Below are 17,464 nucleotides of genomic sequence, written 5' to 3' on the forward strand. Positions count from 1 at the left end.
CCTTTGTGATGACGCAGAGAGAGCGGCCATTCTGGTGTGATGCGTTTATTGTGTTGCCCGATCATCTGCACGCGGTTTGGACCTTGCCAACGGGGATGCGGATAATTCCACACGGTGGTGGTTAATAAAAAGTCGCTTTGTGTGGGGCGTCGGCGCGTTTGGCCCGCGGAGTGGGTCGAAAGTTGTCAAACAGGAACGTGGGTATTGGCAACGCAGGTTTTGGGAGCACTGGATCCGTGATGGACGAGATTATCGCAATCACATGGCATATTGCTGGGTTAATCCCATCAAACACGGATTCGTAAACCATCCAACCCATTGGCCATGTTCGCCGATGTACCGCGATATTCGTGCGGGTCGGGTTGATCTGGAATGAAGAGGCTGCGTCACCAAAAGGAAGCTTGGGGGACCGTAGGGTCGGTGAATTCCCCCATCCTTTTTATAGTTGGATTCTTTAAAACTGAGGAATGAAGGCTGCGAGCACCCATCCCGCGCTGCCGAAAAACCTCAGTTTAGAATCCAGACAATCCGCAAAAGAAGCACCCAAAACTATCAGCAATAAATAGTGTCGTAACGTCACAATTGGGGCAGCGGCATGAGCTTTAGCTCGCAAAGCCGCATCACAAAATGACTTTTTGACAGGCTATTCAAAAATGATGCGGAGCGCGGTTTTCTTCCCCGTTGGCGCTTGATCTTTCTTTCATATGTACGCCGCACCGCTGCGGGTGGCCACTCACGGAAACACGGTCCTTGAGCCGACGTCCACCGCACGCTCGGATCGGCCCGCAGCGGAACATTGCAACGAATATTCAGTTTCAAACAATTTCCAGAAACCCAACACGCACGGGGAAAGATATGTTTTTCAAGTCGATCCTAGACCATATTTTCAAGTCAGCGGAGCAGGCAAATTCGATGTCCAAAGAGCTTGCCGGGAAAGCGCAAATTGCAAATTCTGGAGCGGTTAACAAAAAAGAACTGACTGTGCTTTTTGGAGATGTTCTGAACAAGAAACAGGTTGGGATTGGTGAAAACCAACAGCCAGTCGGCCAGTCGCAAAAGTAACTGATTTCTGCCGGCTGTTGTAAGGCACAGATCGAGAATGCGCGGACAACCTGATTTATGTTGTGAGAGGCTGAACTCTGACCGGCTGCTTGAGGCTCACAAGTGGTCTGGAGAAGCTGAGAAAGATAGCAGCACGCACCGGTCAAACCGTATTACCGATATCTACGCTGCTACTCACTCCAAACAGGCTATTTGAGGCCCGGAATCACATCCGTTGGTTCCGGGCTTCAAACAAAGTTCTTAACGCGCAAACTTCTTATGCTTCAACCGCTTGGGCTCCAGCGCGTCCGGGCCCAGGCGGCGCTTTTTGTCCTCTTCGTAGTCCTCGAAGTTGCCCTCGAACCATTCCACATGGGCATCGCCCTCAAACGCCAAAATATGCGTGCAAATCCGGTCGAGGAAAAAGCGGTCGTGGGAAATGACCACGGCGCAGCCGGCGAAATCGACCAGGGCGTCTTCCAGCGCGCGCAGGGTTTCGACGTCCAGATCGTTGGTGGGTTCGTCGAGCAGCAGGACGTTGCCGCCCTCTTTCAGCAGGCGGGCCATGTGGACGCGGTTGCGCTCACCACCGGATAGCAGTGAGACCTTTTTCTGCTGATCGCCGCCCTTGAAGTTGAAGGACGAGCAGTAGGCGCGGGAATTGACCTGTGCGTCGCCCAGCTGGATGATCTCGGCGCCGCCGGTGATCGCCTCCCACACAGTGTCGTTGTCCTTGAGGTCGTCGCGGGACTGGTCGACATAGGACAGCTCGACCGTGTCGCCCAGGGTGATGGTGCCGCTGTCGGGCTGTTCCTGCCCGGTGAGCATCTTGAACAGGGTCGATTTACCGGCGCCGTTGGGGCCGATGACACCGACGATGCCGCCGGGGGGCAAGGCGAAGTCCAGACCTTCGATCAGTTGCTTGTCGCCCATGTGTTTTGATAGGCCCTCGACCTCGATCACCTTGCCGCCAAGGCGCTGGCCGTTGGGGATGACGATTTGGGCGCGGGTCAGCTTTTCGCGTTCGGACTGGTCTGCCAGTTCGTTATAGGCGTTGATCCGGGCCTTGGATTTGGCCTGGCGGGCCTTCTGGCCCTGACGCATCCATTCCAGTTCGCGCTGTAGGGTCTTCTGCTTGGACTTGTCCTCGCGCGCCTCCTGCTCCAGCCGTTTGGCCTTTTGTTCAAGCCATGCGGAGTAGTTGCCCTCGTACGGCAGACCCCGACCACGGTCGAGTTCAAGGATCCAGCCGGTGATGCTGTCCAGGAAATAGCGGTCGTGGGTGACGATTAGGATGGTGCCCTTGTAGTCGATCAGGTGTTGTTGCAGCCAGGCGATGGTTTCGGCGTCCAGGTGGTTGGTCGGTTCATCGAGCAGCAGCATGTCGGGGGCCTGCAGCAGCAGTTTGCAGAGCGCGACGCGGCGTTTCTCACCGCCCGAAAGGTTGGCGATGTTGGCGTCGTCGGCCGGGCAGCGCAGCGCCTCCATCGAGACGTCGATCTGGCTGTCGAGGTCCCACAGGTTCCGGCTGTCGATCTCGTCCTGCAGTTTGGCCATCTCATCAGCGGTTTCGTCGCTGTAGTTCATCGCCAGTTCGTTATAGCGATCAAGGATCGCCTTCTTTTCGGCCACGCCCAGCATGACGTTTTCACGAACGCTGAGGGTTTCATCCAGTTTCGGTTCCTGCGGCAGATAGCCGACCTTGGCACCCTCTGCGGCCCAGGCCTCGCCGGTGAAGTCCTTGTCGAGGCCCGCCATGATCTTCATCAGCGTCGATTTACCGGCGCCGTTGACGCCGACAACACCGATTTTCACACCGGGCAGAAAGCTCAGGTGGATGTTTTCAAAGCACTTTTTGCCACCGGGATAGGTCTTGGAGACACCCTGCATGTGGTAGACATATTGATAGGCGGCCATGTCGCGTCCTCTGGGTCGGGGAAATCAAGTTGGGCGGTGTGATAGCGGATGGTTGGGATGGGGGCAATCATGAACAATCAGGCCGGATGAAGCCGTCTGCACAGTTTGCAGGGACGTAGTGCCCAGTGGTTAAAACCAGCGGGTTCCGGGTGCTGGGGATTTCCTCTGTAAGGATTGCTGTATACACACAACCCAAACGGGAGATTGGTAAAAGAAGATGAGCAGTTATGTGATAATTTCGATGGCTTTTTTTGCTTTCGGCGCGATCAGTTCAATGGCGGCTCGTGCTGAAAATTTGCCGGACTGTAAGGCGTACAAAGACGCAACTTATTGCTCAACATACAATGTGGCGCAGATGTCGACGTCTCAAATCGAAGGGGGTGATTTTGCTTCTGCAGGTATTTTGACTATGCTTAGTGTTTCGAATGCGTCAGATCACGATATCAGGTACTATGTTACCTTTAATTTCATTCAATCACTTGCAAATATCGAGGAAAAGTTCGCACTGACCGAAGACTACCGACAGCTCAAAAAGTCACTTTTGCACCAGATGCTTAAATATGTAGCCTTGACTGGTGATGAGATCAGAGCTCAAGTCTATTTGGCATACTTGGAATTTTTCATCGAACCGAAGTTGGAATTGCCAAAGAGCGCTAATTATCCTCAGATTGAATGGAAGCAGCAGTCAGCGGATTCCAAGCTTCATATTAAGTGTATTGTCGAAAGCGATGTTCCATTTTTTGCCGCTGAAAGAGATTGCTGAATCCGCCGAATTCAAAACATGTATGAACGGATAAACCGGAGGTTATTTGTCCCTGAGTGTATTGATATCCAACTGGTGCAAACCTGGCCGTATTGACTGGTTCGGTCTGCGACCTGAGCGTCGTGCGGAGATGGTCGCGGTTAAGGAAGGCATGATCTCCACCAATGGGCTTGAAGGCGACCGGGGCCGCGCAGGCAAGCGGGCGGTGACGCTGATCCAGCAGGAGCATCTGGCGGCGATTGGGTCATATCTTGGGCAGGGGCCGGTTACTCCGGACATCCTGCGTCGCAATCTGGTGGTGTCAGGGATCAATCTGGCGGCGCTCAAGGGGCGTGAGGTGCAGGTAGGCGAGGCCGTTCTGCGTTTTACCGTTATCTGCGCGCCGTGCAGCCGGATGGAGGAGGCGCTGGGCAAAGGCGGCTATTCCGCCGTGCGGGGGCATGGTGGGTGGTGCGCCGAGGTGGTGCGGCCGGGGCGGGTCACGTTGGGCGGTGAGGTTCAACCGGTTGATTGACAACGTTGTCCAGTTCTGAACATCAGCAAGGCATGGATCGTTTTAGTATTCCATACGCGCGACCCGGGCAGGTCATCGGGCTGTTCGGAGGGTCGTTTGACCCGCCGCACCAGGGGCATGTGCATGTCACGCTTGAGGCGATGAAGGCGTTTGGACTGGATCGGGTGTGGTGGCTGGTGTCTCCGGGCAACCCTTTGAAGGCGCGGGGGCCTGCGCCGCTTGCGCAGCGAATGGCGGCGGCGCGCGGGCTGATGCAACACCCTGGGGTCGAAGTGACGGATATCGAGGCGCTCACCAGGACGCGCGCAACAGCGGATACGTTGGCCGAACTGCGGCGTCTTTATCCCAAAGTGCGGTTTGTCTGGATCATGGGCGCGGATAATCTGGCGCAGTTCCATAAGTGGAAAGATTGGCGGTTGATCATGGACAGCGTGCCTGTGGGTGTGATTGCGCGCCCCGGCGACCGGATTTCTGCGCGGATGTCCCCGGCTGCGCGGCTTTATGCCAAGTACCGCATAGATGGGCAGGCGCGGCGTCTGTTGGGGCGCGCCGATGCGCCCGCGTGGTGTTTCGTGAACGTACCGATGGTCGATGTAAGTTCCAGCCAAATCCGGGAGCGCGGTGGCTGGGGCGCTGAGGTGTTGCCGGAATAGCCACATGCGCGCATAATCCATATCTGTGGTTGTGCGTATTTAATCTGTGAGATTTTATTCGACTTATGACTGACCGATTTTCTCGACGTGGATTTTTAGCGGGGCTGGGGGCAGCTTTGATCCCTTCTGCTGTGCTGGCCGAGGCGCCTTTGGTCTCGTTGCGCCCTCAATTGCGCGGCGACGTACCGACCGGGGTCGAGCGACTTGTCCAAGCGGCCGGGCTGCGTGGTGAGGTGGTGTTCGCGGTGGCGGATGCAACAACGGGCACGCAGCTGGAAGAGTTCAGCGGCGATCAGGGGCTGCCGCCAGCAAGCGTGGCCAAGGCGCTGACAGCTCTTTATGCGTTGGATGTCTTGGGATCGGACTACCGGTTCGAGACCGCCCTGATGGCGGATGGACCGATCGAAAATGGTATCCTGAAAGGTGACTTGATCCTTGTGGGAGGTGGCGACCCGCTGCTGGACACCGATGCGTTGGCCAATATGGCAGCCAATCTGCGCGAGGCTGGGATTTCCGAGGTTCAGGGTGCGTTCAAAGTATACGAGGGGGCGCTGCCTTATGTGTTCAGCATCGATCCGGGGCAGCCGGATCATTTGGGCTATAGCCCTTCCATCAGCGGCATATCGTTGAATTTCAACCGGGTGCACTTTGAGTGGAAACGTGATGGTACCCGTTATGACGTGTCCATGGATGCGCGCAGCGCGCGGTACAAACCGTCGGTCGATGTGGCCTCTATGCAGATTGAGAAACGAAAAGCGCCTATCTACACCTATGAATCCAGCGCGCGGCAGGACCGCTGGACCGTGGCGCAAGGGGCGCTTGGGACTGGTGGGGCGCGGTGGTTGCCGGTGCGCAAGCCTGCGCTTTATGCGGGGGATGTGTTCAGGACGCTGGCGCGCGCGAATGGGATCCAGTTGGGTCGCGTACAGGTCATGCGCGAAGCGCCGAAGGGAACCTTGCTTGTGGTGCATCACAGTGATCCGCTGGACAGTATCTTGCGCGGCATGCTGAAGTATTCGACCAACCTGACGGCTGAGATGGTTGGTATGGCGGCCTCGCAAGCGCGCGGTGCAAATCTGCAAACCTTGGCGGATTCTGCGGCCGAAATGAACCGTTGGGCGACCGAGACATATGGCGTAACGGGGATCGCGATGGTGGACCACTCGGGTCTAAGCGATGCGTCCCGAATGGCACCGGGCGCTTTGGTGACAGCACTGGTCGCGGCGAAACAAGCGGACGCATTGAAACCATTGCTGAAAAAATTCACCCTTGCGGACAGTCAGGGGCGGCCGGTCAAAGATCACCCGATCAAGGTCGATGCCAAGACCGGTACGCTGAATTTTGTATCTGGTCTTGGCGGCTTCATCACAACGCCGGACGGCTCCGAATTGGCCTTTGCCATTTTCACCGCCGATGTCGACCATCGGGCCACGATCCCGCGCGCGCAGCGCGAACGACCGCAAGGCGCGCGAAGCTGGAACAATCGCTCGCGCAAACTCCAACGCGCTCTGATCGAGCGCTGGGGGTCTATGGCCGGAAGCTAAGATCAGGTGGTGTGACGTGCCCGCGCGCCGCGTTCGATCGCGGCGGCATGCAGGCGATCAATGCTCAGTTCGTAACGAATTTCTTCAAGCAGGCGCAGCTCGGATTCCGCCAGCGAGCCGTCGGCGGCGGCCACATCACAGGCCAGTGCATAGGCGGTTTCGTTCAGCCGTTCGGGCAGATTGTCGCGGATCAGGCCGAACAGCGCATCCAGCCCGTCTTCTTGTTCAAACAGGTCAAACACAGTTTGCGAAACGCGGCGGGTTCGGTCGATGTCATACTCGGCAAAAACCGGCAGCATATTGACCGCGCCTTCGATCTTGACCAGCTCAGCGGTGCGGATGGTCTCATCAGACGCAGAGATCGCAACCATGATCGCAACAAGGCAATCCTGTGGGGACATTGGATGGGGTACTTGTTCGGTCATGGTGTGGTCCTGATTAGGCTTTCTGCGTCAGCACGATAGGTGGGCAAGCGGGCAGGTTCAACGGGTTTCGCTTCGGCGAGGCTAGAGAATGGGCAAAGGACCGCGCGTTTTGGTTTGCCGCAGTACAAAATTGCTGCGTGTGTCGCGCACAAGGCCGGATTTCAATAGTCGCTGCATAATGAAGTGCTCAAGCTCTTCCGGCGTCTTGGCATAGACTTTCAGTATGAAATCGTGATCCCCTGTGATTGAGGCACACTCGACGATCTGAGGTTCGGTTTCAATCAGGCGCAGGAACGCGTTGATGCTGTCCTCCTGATGCTCGCGCAAAGCCACGTGAACGTAGGCTATGGCGTTCAACCCAACAGACTTGGCGCGTATCTGCGCGGTATAGCCGGAAATGATACCAGCGGCCTCAAGGTCACGCACACGCCGCCAGCACTGCGAAGCGGATAACCCCGTGCGATCCGCAAGGTCCTGCATGGATTGACGGCCATCCTTCTGAAGTTCTTGCAATATGGCGATATCGGCGGATTGAAGGATTTGTCTCATAAATCATGACTCAATGATATGTGTTTGCCAAATTACTGGTGTTCGACTGTTAATCCAAACCAAATTTTTCAATCAGAGGGCGTATTCTTTTCATAAGGGAGAAAAAGTGATGCCCAAGTCGACCAAATACGCCGCAAAGGTTGCCGATGCGCGCGGCCATATCGCGTATACGCCGGAAGAGGATGCTGTTTGGGCCGACCTCTACGCGGCGCAAGAGGAAAACGTTCAGCGCTATATGGCGCGGGACTACTTGGACGGGCTGCAGCGGCTGGACCTGCCAAAAGCCACCGTGCCGTCCTGCGCCGATATCTCTGAGCGGCTTTTGGATATGACCGGCTGGCGGGTGCAACCGGTGCCTGCGCTGATCGGGTTCAAGACTTTTTTTGGCATGTTGGCGGACCGGGTGTTTCCCGCGGCATCCTTTATCCGGTCGCGCGAGGATTTCGACTATATCGAAGAACCGGACATTTTTCATGAGATTTTCGGCCATACACCTCTGCTGAGCGATCCCCGCTTTGCAGCCTTTAGCCACGCCATCGGAAAAGCCGGGGTTCAGGCCGGTGAGAAAGACTACTCATGGCTCATCCGACTATATTGGTTCTCGATCGAGTTCGGGTTGCGCCTTCAGGATGGTAACATCAAGGCGCTTGGATCCGGACTTGCGTCTTCGCCGACCGAGCTTGTCTATGCTGCCGAGAGTGACATCCCCGACCGGGACCGGTTCGATGTCATGACGATTCTGCGTACCCCCTATCGGATCGACATGCACCAGATGGGCTATTTCGTGCTAGACTCGCCCGAGGAGTTGTTCGCAGCCGCCGATCGTGACCTGTTGGCGGATGTGCGCAGGGCACAAACCCTTGGGTTGCTGCCGAACAAGTTTCCGGAAAAAGTAACCGCAGCGGAGTGAACGGATCATGTCTTCAACAGGAGAAACCTGCAGCCTATCGGACCGTACCTGCGTTCCTTGTTCCGGCGGCGTCCCGGCTTTAACGCGCGATGAGGCTGACAACCACATGGTCGAGCTTTCCGATGATTGGCATTTGGATGCAGGTGCAAAGATGCTGAGCAGGCATTTCAAGTTCAAGGGTTTTGCCAAAGCAACGTATCTAGCAAATCTTTGTGCGTGGTTGGCTGATCAGCAAGGGCATCATCCTGATGTCAGCTTCGGTTGGGGATATGTGGACGTCAAACTGACGACCCATGAAATCGGTGGACTGAGTGAGAACGACTTTATCTGGGCTGCGAAACTGGATCAGTTGACCGCTTAAATCGGCCTTTCCATCAGGAATAACAGCGCGCTTTATTGACTCATGCTGCACCGGCACAATAGGAGGGGTCGGTCGGTTGCATGGGGCGACTGGCACTGTTTTTCCCGATGGAGCAAATCTGATGTCTGAACTGCGTGAAACCGCAATGTCGTCCAAGGCCTGGCCTTTCGAAGAGGCGCGCCGGTTGCTCAAACGCTATCAGAAAGGGGCTCCGGAAAAGGGATACGTTCTGTTTGAAACAGGTTATGGCCCTTCGGGTCTGCCGCATATCGGCACGTTTGGCGAAGTTGCGCGGACCACGATGGTCAAACGTGCATTCGAGGCGCTGTCGGACATCCCGACCAAACTGATCTGTTTCTCGGATGATTTGGACGGCATGCGCAAGGTGCCAACCAATGTGCCAAACCCAGAGATTCTAGAACAGCACTTGCAGCGTCCATTGACCTCGGTGCCGGATCCGTTTGGCACGCATGACAGCTTTGGCGAACATAACAACGCGATGCTGCGAAGGTTCCTTGATACCTTTGGGTTCGAGTATGAGTTCTACTCGGCCAAGGAATTCTACGAATCCGGACGGTTTGACGAGATCCTGAAGCGTGCGGTTGAGCGTTATGACGAGATCATGGCGATCATGCTCAAAAGCCTGCGTGACGAACGTAAGCAGACCTATTCGATCTTCCTGCCACTGCACCCCGAAAGCGGGCGGGTCATGTATGTGCCGATGAAAAAGGTCTGTGCAGAGACCTACACCGTGACCTTTGACGATGAAACGGGCAAGGAATGGACCGTTCCGGTCACAGGCGGCCACGTCAAGCTGCAGTGGAAACCGGATTTCGGCGCGCGCTGGGCTGCTTTGGGTGTCGATTTTGAGATGTACGGCAAGGAACACGCTACGAACGAAAAGATATACGACGCGATCTGTCGTGCGCTGGGTGGCCGCGCGCCCGAGCATTTCTCATATGAGCTGTTCCTGGACGAAAACGGTCAGAAGATTTCCAAATCTTCGGGCAATGGTGTGTCGATCGACGAATGGCTGACCTATGCGCCGACCGAAAGCCTGACTTACTTCATGTATCAAAAGCCCAAGACGGCCAAGCGTATGCATTTTGATGTGATCCCGAAGGCATATGATGAATATCATCAGCAATTGCGAGCGTATCCTGGGCAGGATCTGAAGGCACAGCTGAACAATCCCGTCTGGCACATTCACGGCGGGAACGTTCCGGAATCCACCCTGATCGTGCCATTCGCGATGCTGCTGAACCTTGCGTCTGTGTCCGGGGCCGAGGACAAAGAGGCGCTGTGGGGCTTTATCCGTCGCTATGCGCCCGAAGCCACGCCCGACACCCATCCTGATCTGGATCAGGCTGCGGGCTTTGCCGTGCGTTACTTCAACGATTTTGTCAAACCCACCCGCCAGCACCGCGCGCCGACCGATCAGGAACGCGAAGCGCTGGAGGCTTTGAAAGCCGCGCTTGAGGCCTATGATGGCCCGGTCGAGGACGAGGCGCTGCAGTCGGTGGTTTATTCCGTCGGGCGGGAACGGTTCGACCCGATGCGCGGTTGGTTCACTGCGCTTTATGAGGTGCTGCTGGGTGCCTCGCAGGGTCCACGCTTTGGCGGGTTTATCGCCCTTTACGGCGTGCCCGAAACCATCGCACTGATCGACAAGGCTTTGGTCGGGGATCTGGCCTGATTTGACCTGAAACCGCATGGGGCTACTCTTTCAACAGGAGGTGGCCCCATGCGTCGTTTACTACTTGCTGTATCACTCAGTGCCGGACTGGCCTCGGGCGCGTTTGCCCAAAATGCCGAGATTGAGGCAAATATTGCGGCGCAAATACAGGCGTTTAAGGCAGATGACTTTGTCAGGGCCTTTACCTTTGCAAGTCCCAACATCCAGAACTTTTTTGGGACGCCCGAGAACTTCGGAGCCATGGTCCGCAATGGCTATCCCATGGTTTGGAGACCTGCTGATGTTCGCTTTCTGGAGCTGCGAGAGGTTGCTGGTGCATTGTGGCAGAAGGTCATGATCACGGATAGCAACGGGCAAGTGCACGTTTTGGACTATCAGATGGTCCAGCAAGAAAACGGCTGGAAGATCAATGGTGTGCAGCTTCTGGGAAATTCAGATCCGGCTGCATGACGCAACACCACCGTTACGGTGACATGAGCGGCGGTTAATCCCTATTCGGTACTCAGGCTTTTGCGTTCGGGCAGCCCCGGACACTGGGTTTGTGCGCGTGGTGACCTACTGCGCGCGATTGGGAAAGGGATCTCTATGAACAAGGCAATCACCGACGGCATCGTCTTCATGCCGCCTGCTTTCGCGAATGGTCTGAGCGTCTGGTCCAGAGGCGACGGGACACCAGGTTCGCCAACCTATGACGGCGCACCGAACGGGGCATTTGTTCCGGCGGATCCGGATTTTGGCGGTTGTCTGGAAATCCTGAAGGTGCAGGCCACGCAACAGCTTCGCTATATGGGACAGACGCCCCTGATCCCGGGATGCTATTTGCAAATCAAGGCGCGGGTCAAAGCTATCAGCGGTCCCTTGCCGCAGGTTCGTATTGCGGCTTGGGCGGGCGGGGCCGGGGACCAGCATGTAACCGGTGTGGTCGATCAGGGGCCGGTCGCGCAGCTTTCGGGTTACGGCACCGTGCATGAAATCACGGCCATCGTTGGCAATGGCAAACGCTCCGGTGTTGATATGCCTTGGGGCGTCGCGGCACTTTATGGGCATTTTGGTTTGAACATTGACGGAGCAAACGGTTCGGTCATTCGGGTTGATGATATCGAGATCACCGATGTCACCAGCATTTTTCTGCGCGAGATGATCAGCACTGTCGACGTGCGTGACTATGGTGCAATCGGCGATGGCGTCGTCGACGATTCCGTAGCGTTCGAAGCAGCGGACCAGGCCGCTGGCGGTCGCAGGATTTATGTCCCGAAAGGCACTTATTTGCTGGCGCAGAACACGTCGATGTCGTCCGAGATGGATTTCGAGGGCACAATCATCATGCCCGACGACAAGATGTTGTTGCTGACAAAGAATTTCGACCTTCCGGCTTACATCGCAGCATTCGGGGACGAGGAGCTGGCGTTCAAAAAAGCGTTTCAGGCGTTGTTGAACAATTCGGATCATGAATCGCTCGACATGGGCGGGCGCAAAATCTCGGTCACAGCGCCAATTGACATGGCCGCTGCCGTTCCGAACCGGCAGGGCGGTTTTTCGACCCGGCGCATCATCCGTAACGGGCAGTTCGATGTCAAAAGCAGCTCGGCCTGGGATACCGAAACCTTCACCTCGGTCGCAACCTACAACCCGGCGGATTCGACCAAGCTGACTAATGTGAAGAACATCGCCAACATTCCGGTTGGCGCGCTGGTGCAGGGCAATGGTGTTGGGCGCGAAATCTATGTGCGCTCCAAGGATGTCGGTGCCGGAGAGATCAGGCTGAATGACCCGCTCTATGATGCGGCGGGGACGCAAACCTTCACGTTTCAGTCGTTCAAATACCTGTTGGATTTCAGCGGTTTCAGTACGTTGCGCAAATTTGGCATGGAAGAGATCGAATTTCAGTGCAACGGTCGCAGCAGCGCAATCCGGCTTGCGCCGTCCGGCAGTACTTTTGCGGTGACGAATTGCTTTATCAGCCGGCCCAAAGATCGCGGCATCAGCTCGCACGGAACCGGATGTCAGGGGATGTTGATCGACAATTGCCAGTTCCTGTCGACCGAAGAATCCTTCAACGTGTCTGACCGCAAATCCATCGCGTTGAATGCCAATGCAAACGATATCAAACTACGGCACAATCGCGCCGTGCGGTTCCTGCATTTTGCTGTGTTGGCCGGATCCAACAACCTGATCTTAGGCAACCACTTTTTCCAGGGTGACAGCATCCCGCAGGGTATCCGCAGCGCCGGGTTGATCATGACCGGGACCTATAACAGCTCGACCATTTCCGAGAATTATATCGATAACTGCTTTGTCGAATGGACCAATGAACGGGATGCAAACCCGGTCTACACGAGCGGGTATTCCTTCAGTTCGATGACTATTTCGGACAACATCTTTTATGCCAGCGAAGTCGCACCGTGGTTCAGTCAGATTGTCATTCGCCCTCATGGAGCCGGGCACTATTTGAACGGAGTGGTCGTGACCGGGAACAAATTCCGTTCAAGCAGTGGTCGCATCGACCGGGCCGACCGGGTAGATACTAGTTTTGCCGATCTGAACCATTCGGCGCATCTGAACGTGATTTTCGAAGACAACACGTTCAATGGCATCAACGCAAAGGTGGAAAACCCGTTGCGGATCCGACGCTCGCAACAATCGGCATCCTCGGTTTGGACCATTCCTTCTGACGGCCGGTTGCCCTTTGGCGGCAAGGCCCGCGGGTGCGATGCGGTTACGGTGTTGGGGCCGCTCAGAAATGCGGGCGGGCAGATCGTTCACGCCACGCCCTATGTCGAGCTAGAGCAGGGCGCAAATCAAGACACTATCCAACTACGTTGGCCTTTGCCTGCCAGCGGATCGGTGTCGGCCATCATGCGTATGGAATACTAAGCGGCGCGTGCAACAGGCGTTCTAGAACGTATTCCAGATTGCCAACCTGATGCCCGTATTCTTGCGGGCATCATTGCGCTCCAAGCCCAGAACCCATGTGGTGGGGCTGCCCTTGGTGCGGATCATGATCGAGGGCCTGATCCTCCAGTGCAGAGGGTGGTCGCTTTGGTAAGCGGTTTCGATCTGCAGCAGGGGGTTAATAAGGCGCGGGGATGACAGGCCTGCAGTAAGGTCCAACTTGCGATATACCGCATCATGCGTTCGAAATTCCACCGCAGCGTCAATGGCGATCCAGCCATTGCCCCAGCCGGTTTGAAACCCCTTGCCGTACGAGAGCGTGGCTTTGTACAAGGCCCAGGCTCGCATCTGGCGATGATGGGCACCGATTGCAATCTCGGCAGCAAAGCGCCCTGCCTGTTCGAATTCGGCGACAGGCAAGCGGGCAAACACCAGAGCATGCCCATAAATGTCGCGGTGCTCTTCAACGTCCAGGCCAAGTGTTAGCTTCTCTCGCAACCCGTACTCGGCATAAAATGACCCTTTGTAGTCGTATCCGTAATCCGGTTCCTTAAACGCCGTTACGGCAGTCGATACAAAAGATGCGCTCTTATCCCGCAACCAAGCACCAGACCAGGCTGGCGAGGCTGCCAAGAGCAAAATCAGAAGGATCGACACCCGGCGCATGCGCGCAGCATCTGTCAGCATGGTTAACGGATCGTTACGATTTGGCCCAAATCTGCAGGAACTTCATGCCGCTGAATGGCAAAGGAAACACAAGACCTTTTTAAAACCTATGTTAGGTTTGAAACAGATAGAGGAGAATCCAGATGCCGAAGATTGCCAAAGACACCAGCGTCCAGACAGTTATCACGACCTTTGAAATGACGCCCGGCACCTGCCAGGACCTGCTGGAAGCTCTGACGGATGCTTATGCGGAATTCATCTCAAAACAGCCCGGATTTGTCGCCGCGGGACTGCACGTGAATGACGCGCAGACGCGGATCGCCAACTATTCGCAATGGGAACGCCGCGAGGATTTTCTGGCTATGCTGCGCACCACGGAAATGCGCAACCGCAATCGGCAGATTAACGAGCTGTGCAAAAGTTTTGAGCCGGTGATGTATGAGGTGGCCGGGACCTTTGGTGGAGCCTGATCTGAATCAATGCCTAACAGCCTGAGATGGTGCAGGGTTCAGGCGTGAAAACGGAGGTGCGCGTCATGTATCACAATATTCTTGTCCCCATTTCCTTTGATGCCGAAAGGGATATCTCTGGGCCGTTGAAGCTGGCCGAAATACTGGCGACATCGGATGCACAGGTCACGTTGCTGCACGTGGTCGAGCATATTCCAAGCTACGCCATTTCTTACATGCCGCCCGAGTATCTGGCCGAAGCTCGCAAGGCGCTGCAGATGGAACTGGACGCGCTTGCGGAAAAACTGCCCAACGCCAAAGGTGTTCTGGTCGAGGGTCATTCGGGGCGGACAATTCTTGACTGGGCAGTCGAACATAAGCCTGACCTGATCATCATGGCATCTCACCGTCCGGGGATGCAGGATCTGTTGCTGGGTTCTACGACCAACCACGTCGTGCGCCATGCGGCCTGCGCCGTTCATGTGGTGCGCTGATCGGGCCAAATGTCGGTTGGGGCAAGGCGCCATGCCTTGCCAAAGCCGCCGTTCAAAACTGCATCGGAAATGGTGAACGTGACGAACCCGAAATCGGTGAAGTCCGCATAGAGCTTGGCCTTGGGGCGAAGGCTCAGATAACGCGCGCGCAGCGCGGTGTGTTTCTCTGTCTCTCTGACGACGAACTGCGCGTTGGCATGCAGCGTCAACCTTGGGTGTGTCAACGGATCGCCTTTATCACCGGGTTCACCAATCAACAGGGCGCAGGCCGGATTGGTGGTCAGTGCCCGGGTGTGGTCGGCCAGGGTTGAGATCAACGTGACCGGATGCCCCTGACCATCCGTTGCTAGTGCCACGCGCGACACAGAAGGAAACGCACTATCTGGGCGCAGCACGGCCAGCGCGCCGAACGGCGCGTTTTCGATCAGGTTGCGGGCCATTTGGCAGGCTGTGTCATCAACCGGGCGGTACGGATCGGTGTTGGTCATTGGTGTCTCAGCCTTGGGCGTTCATTCGGGTGCAACATTATCCGTATTGCGACCTGTGCGCGAGGGGTCGTACAGGTCTCGATTTTGCCGCAAAGCCGGTTTAAGTCTCCGATATGGTTCTCAATGATTCCGAGCAGGGCTCGAATAAGAAAAACCAAAGAGCCGCAGCGCGGCATCGGCGCGCGGATGCGCTGCGCAGACGAGCGTTGTCGCCTGTACGCATCATTTTCATGATCCTCATGTTGCCCGCCACCACCGCGGCGATCGCGGTGGGTGTCTTTTTGCGAACATCCGAATTCGAAAGTCCCGATGCCCTTTTGCATTTGGTAGCGTTGGCTGGTTGTCAGGCCGCCGAAGCGCTTGTACCCGGGCCGTACTGGGACGGTGAGCCGGGATATCACGCGCGCAACGATACGGATGGAGATGGTGTTGCCTGCGGGGCGACGGCTCCTCAGTTCGCAACTCCCCAACCGGCTGCGGACCCTCAACCAGCTGCGGCGGCGCCTCAGCGGCAGGTGGGTACGGCCAAGTTCGTCCGGCCCTGATCACCTCGACCTGAAACATTCAAATCTATGCTATAGTACACGTGACGCGCCAATTCGGCCGTCAGTGGGGGATTTCGCCCTGAAAGGGAGAAAAGTCATGTTTGCACGTATTACGCAGTTCAAAATGAAGCCTGGCATGCGGGATGCTGCCGAGGCCAAAATGAATGAACTGAAAGACCAGATTATGGGCATGGAAGGTATGCACAGCTTTACCAATGTCATGAACGAGGACGGCACCGGATTTGTCGTCGCAGTTGTCCAAAGCGAGGAAACATCAAACGCAAACGCATCCAAAGTGGCCAAGCTGTGGGGCCATTTCGCCGAATTTCTGGAAGGCCCACCATCCCCTGCGGGGTTTGATGTGGTGGTTCACTGGGACAAGGGATAAAACCTCGCCCAGCGCTTGCCAAACCACACCCAATCGCCAAAATTGGGCTGATGACCCGCGATGAATTCAACAGCTTTTGTGCCAACCTCAAAGCCACCAGCCATGTGGTGCAATGGGGCAATGCGGATGTATGGAAAGTAGGCGGCAAGGTTTTTGCGCTCTGTGGCTGGAACGACGGCAAGGATGCTTTCACTTTCAAAGCGACCGATCTGGCTTTTGAGGTGCTGGGCAGCGAACCCGGCATCCGCCCAGCGCCTTATCTGGCGTCGCGGGGCATGAAATGGCTACAGGTCTATGACGAACGCGGGATGAGCGATGCGTCGCTGCGCGAGCATATCGTGACGTCCTACGAGTTGGTCGTGGCCAAGCTGACCAAGAAATTACGGGCGGAATTGGGTGTTTAGCCCTTCATCGCCTGCAGCAATTCCAGCAGTTGTTTTCGGTCGCCGTCATCCGTGTAGTCACCGGTGGCCAGACGCTCGGCAATGCGCAGGCGCAGGCGTTCCTGCTGGGTGCGCACCTCTTCGCCTGCGGTCTCAGCCAGAGTTTTCATGATCATCGCCACCGCCTGTTGCCGCTTGGTGGTGGGGTTGGCGATATAGTCGACGAGGCTCTGTTGCCCGGAATCGAGGATGTTTTCGGCCAGATCACGCAGTTGATCGCCATTGGGCAGCAGCGGGGCAGGGGCGTCCTCGGGCGGCAAGATTTCCGGTACGCTGCGCGGGGTCTCGGCCAGCGCATTTGCGCCGTCGACAAAGGCCTCGGTGATCATCCTTGTGATCTTGATGGCGCGCGGGTCCTTGAACAGAGCCGAGGCGATGGCCACGCCGTAATCCGTATAGACCCACGGGTTGACCCGCCGCCCACCGCGGCCTTTGGGTTTTGAGATCACATTCTGTGATTGCAGATCGGCGACCTCGGCGTTGGTCAGCTGAAAGCGGTAGCCCTCGAACAGGTCAGTGTTGCGCGAGACGGCCTGATTGAAGGCGCTGACGGATTTTCCGTAGAACTGCGCCAGATCCTCGGCCAGCACCACGCGGGTGCCGCGCACCCGGTGAATGGCGCTTTGGACCTCATGGGTGCTGGGCAGGGTGTTTGGGTTCGTCATGGCAGCAGTTTGGAATCACAATTTGTGATTTCAAACGTGGAGGAGTGCGCGCTGGGCTGCA

General features: G+C 56.5%; 22 protein-coding genes. 16 read left to right on the forward strand and 6 right to left on the reverse strand.

Translation table 11 applies throughout. From position 1 onward, the window contains the following. Positions 1-139 precede the first annotated feature (139 nt). Positions 140-376 (forward strand): transposase, encoded by a 237-nt coding sequence (locus AC2FIO_RS16040; protein WP_496698982.1) that lies wholly within the window; start codon positions 140-142, stop codon positions 374-376. A gap of 479 nt (positions 377-855) precedes the next feature. Continuing rightward, entirely contained in the window at positions 856-1,062 is a 207-nt protein-coding gene (locus tag AC2FIO_RS16045; RefSeq protein WP_496698860.1) for a hypothetical protein, read from the forward strand. 240 nt (positions 1,063-1,302) lie between these two features. Here AC2FIO_RS16045 and ettA read toward each other — a convergent pair whose 3' ends face one another. After that, on the reverse strand, positions 1,303-2,958 hold the full coding sequence (ettA, locus tag AC2FIO_RS16050; RefSeq protein ID WP_058273460.1) for an energy-dependent translational throttle protein EttA: 1,656 nt from the start codon (positions 2,956-2,958) through the stop codon (positions 1,303-1,305). 217 nt (positions 2,959-3,175) lie between these two features. On the opposite strand from ettA, the gene AC2FIO_RS16055 reads away from it, so the two are divergent. The 4 genes from AC2FIO_RS16055 to dacB all read left to right on the forward strand — a co-directional run bounded on the left by AC2FIO_RS16055 (position 3,176) and on the right by dacB (position 6,432). Next, the gene (locus tag AC2FIO_RS16055) at positions 3,176-3,721 is read left to right on the forward strand and encodes a hypothetical protein (RefSeq protein ID WP_496698862.1); all 546 of its coding nucleotides are present in this window, start codon (positions 3,176-3,178) and stop codon (positions 3,719-3,721) included. 46 nt (positions 3,722-3,767) lie between these two features. Beyond that, on the forward strand, positions 3,768-4,235 hold the full coding sequence (locus tag AC2FIO_RS16060; RefSeq protein WP_496698864.1) for an MOSC domain-containing protein: 468 nt from the start codon (positions 3,768-3,770) through the stop codon (positions 4,233-4,235). Positions 4,236-4,267: 32 nt separating this feature from the next. Beyond that, the gene (locus AC2FIO_RS16065; protein ID WP_496698866.1) at positions 4,268-4,888 is read left to right on the forward strand and encodes a nicotinate-nucleotide adenylyltransferase; all 621 of its coding nucleotides are present in this window, start codon (positions 4,268-4,270) and stop codon (positions 4,886-4,888) included. Between the two features lie 65 nt (positions 4,889-4,953). Then, on the forward strand, positions 4,954-6,432 hold the full coding sequence (dacB, locus tag AC2FIO_RS16070) for a D-alanyl-D-alanine carboxypeptidase/D-alanyl-D-alanine endopeptidase (RefSeq protein ID WP_496698868.1): 1,479 nt from the start codon (positions 4,954-4,956) through the stop codon (positions 6,430-6,432). 2 nt (positions 6,433-6,434) lie between these two features. Here dacB and AC2FIO_RS16075 read toward each other — a convergent pair whose 3' ends face one another. Continuing rightward, positions 6,435-6,857: a tellurite resistance TerB family protein gene (locus AC2FIO_RS16075; RefSeq protein WP_058273455.1), complete on the reverse strand. Its 423-nt coding sequence runs from the start codon at positions 6,855-6,857 to the stop codon at positions 6,435-6,437. An 81-nt stretch (positions 6,858-6,938) separates the two neighbouring features. Continuing rightward, entirely contained in the window at positions 6,939-7,406 is a 468-nt protein-coding gene (locus AC2FIO_RS16080) for an Lrp/AsnC family transcriptional regulator (protein WP_496698870.1), read from the reverse strand. Between the two features lie 109 nt (positions 7,407-7,515). On the opposite strand from AC2FIO_RS16080, the gene AC2FIO_RS16085 reads away from it, so the two are divergent. From AC2FIO_RS16085 to AC2FIO_RS16105, 5 genes are all read left to right on the forward strand, one after another. Then, on the forward strand, positions 7,516-8,316 hold the full coding sequence (locus AC2FIO_RS16085) for a phenylalanine 4-monooxygenase (RefSeq protein WP_496698872.1): 801 nt from the start codon (positions 7,516-7,518) through the stop codon (positions 8,314-8,316). A 7-nt stretch (positions 8,317-8,323) separates the two neighbouring features. After that, positions 8,324-8,677: a 4a-hydroxytetrahydrobiopterin dehydratase gene (locus AC2FIO_RS16090; protein WP_496698874.1), complete on the forward strand. Its 354-nt coding sequence runs from the start codon at positions 8,324-8,326 to the stop codon at positions 8,675-8,677. Positions 8,678-8,798: 121 nt separating this feature from the next. Beyond that, complete coding sequence (locus tag AC2FIO_RS16095) at positions 8,799-10,373, forward strand: lysine--tRNA ligase (protein WP_496698875.1); 1,575 nt, start codon at positions 8,799-8,801, stop codon at positions 10,371-10,373. A 48-nt stretch (positions 10,374-10,421) separates the two neighbouring features. After that, on the forward strand, positions 10,422-10,823 hold the full coding sequence (locus tag AC2FIO_RS16100) for a DUF4864 domain-containing protein (RefSeq protein WP_282169750.1): 402 nt from the start codon (positions 10,422-10,424) through the stop codon (positions 10,821-10,823). A gap of 135 nt (positions 10,824-10,958) precedes the next feature. Beyond that, on the forward strand, positions 10,959-13,247 hold the full coding sequence (locus AC2FIO_RS16105) for a glycosyl hydrolase family 28-related protein (RefSeq protein WP_496698876.1): 2,289 nt from the start codon (positions 10,959-10,961) through the stop codon (positions 13,245-13,247). Between the two features lie 21 nt (positions 13,248-13,268). Here the strand turns inward: AC2FIO_RS16105 and AC2FIO_RS16110 are convergent, their stop codons facing one another. Then, complete coding sequence (locus AC2FIO_RS16110) at positions 13,269-13,952, reverse strand: hypothetical protein (RefSeq protein ID WP_496698878.1); 684 nt, start codon at positions 13,950-13,952, stop codon at positions 13,269-13,271. Between the two features lie 122 nt (positions 13,953-14,074). Between AC2FIO_RS16110 and AC2FIO_RS16115 the strand changes: the two genes are divergently transcribed. Together AC2FIO_RS16115 and AC2FIO_RS16120 are read left to right on the forward strand one after the other, a co-directional pair. After that, positions 14,075-14,401 (forward strand): antibiotic biosynthesis monooxygenase family protein, encoded by a 327-nt coding sequence (locus AC2FIO_RS16115; RefSeq protein WP_058273448.1) that lies wholly within the window; start codon positions 14,075-14,077, stop codon positions 14,399-14,401. 65 nt (positions 14,402-14,466) lie between these two features. Further along, positions 14,467-14,874 (forward strand): universal stress protein, encoded by a 408-nt coding sequence (locus AC2FIO_RS16120; RefSeq protein ID WP_108860159.1) that lies wholly within the window; start codon positions 14,467-14,469, stop codon positions 14,872-14,874. On the opposite strand, the gene AC2FIO_RS16125 is transcribed toward AC2FIO_RS16120, so the two are convergent. After that, positions 14,859-15,362 (reverse strand): HugZ family pyridoxamine 5'-phosphate oxidase, encoded by a 504-nt coding sequence (locus tag AC2FIO_RS16125; RefSeq protein ID WP_496698880.1) that lies wholly within the window; start codon positions 15,360-15,362, stop codon positions 14,859-14,861. The genes AC2FIO_RS16120 and AC2FIO_RS16125 overlap by 16 nt on opposite strands. Before the next feature lie 239 nt (positions 15,363-15,601). Between AC2FIO_RS16125 and AC2FIO_RS16130 the strand changes: the two genes are divergently transcribed. The 3 genes from AC2FIO_RS16130 (at position 15,602) to AC2FIO_RS16140 (ending at position 16,699) form a co-directional block, all read left to right on the forward strand. Next, complete coding sequence (locus tag AC2FIO_RS16130; RefSeq protein ID WP_373455756.1) at positions 15,602-15,907, forward strand: excalibur calcium-binding domain-containing protein; 306 nt, start codon at positions 15,602-15,604, stop codon at positions 15,905-15,907. 97 nt (positions 15,908-16,004) lie between these two features. Beyond that, on the forward strand, positions 16,005-16,295 hold the full coding sequence (locus AC2FIO_RS16135) for a hypothetical protein (RefSeq protein WP_058273445.1): 291 nt from the start codon (positions 16,005-16,007) through the stop codon (positions 16,293-16,295). 50 nt (positions 16,296-16,345) lie between these two features. Continuing rightward, a complete protein-coding gene (locus tag AC2FIO_RS16140) occupies positions 16,346-16,699 on the forward strand; it encodes an MmcQ/YjbR family DNA-binding protein (protein WP_058278708.1) in 354 nt (117 codons plus the stop codon). Here AC2FIO_RS16140 and AC2FIO_RS16145 read toward each other — a convergent pair. Beyond that, entirely contained in the window at positions 16,696-17,403 is a 708-nt protein-coding gene (locus AC2FIO_RS16145; protein ID WP_496698883.1) for an ORF6N domain-containing protein, read from the reverse strand. The genes AC2FIO_RS16140 and AC2FIO_RS16145 overlap by 4 nt on opposite strands. Positions 17,404-17,464: the final 61 nt, after the last annotated feature.

The organism is Ruegeria sp. CDSB086, assembly GCF_059611065.1.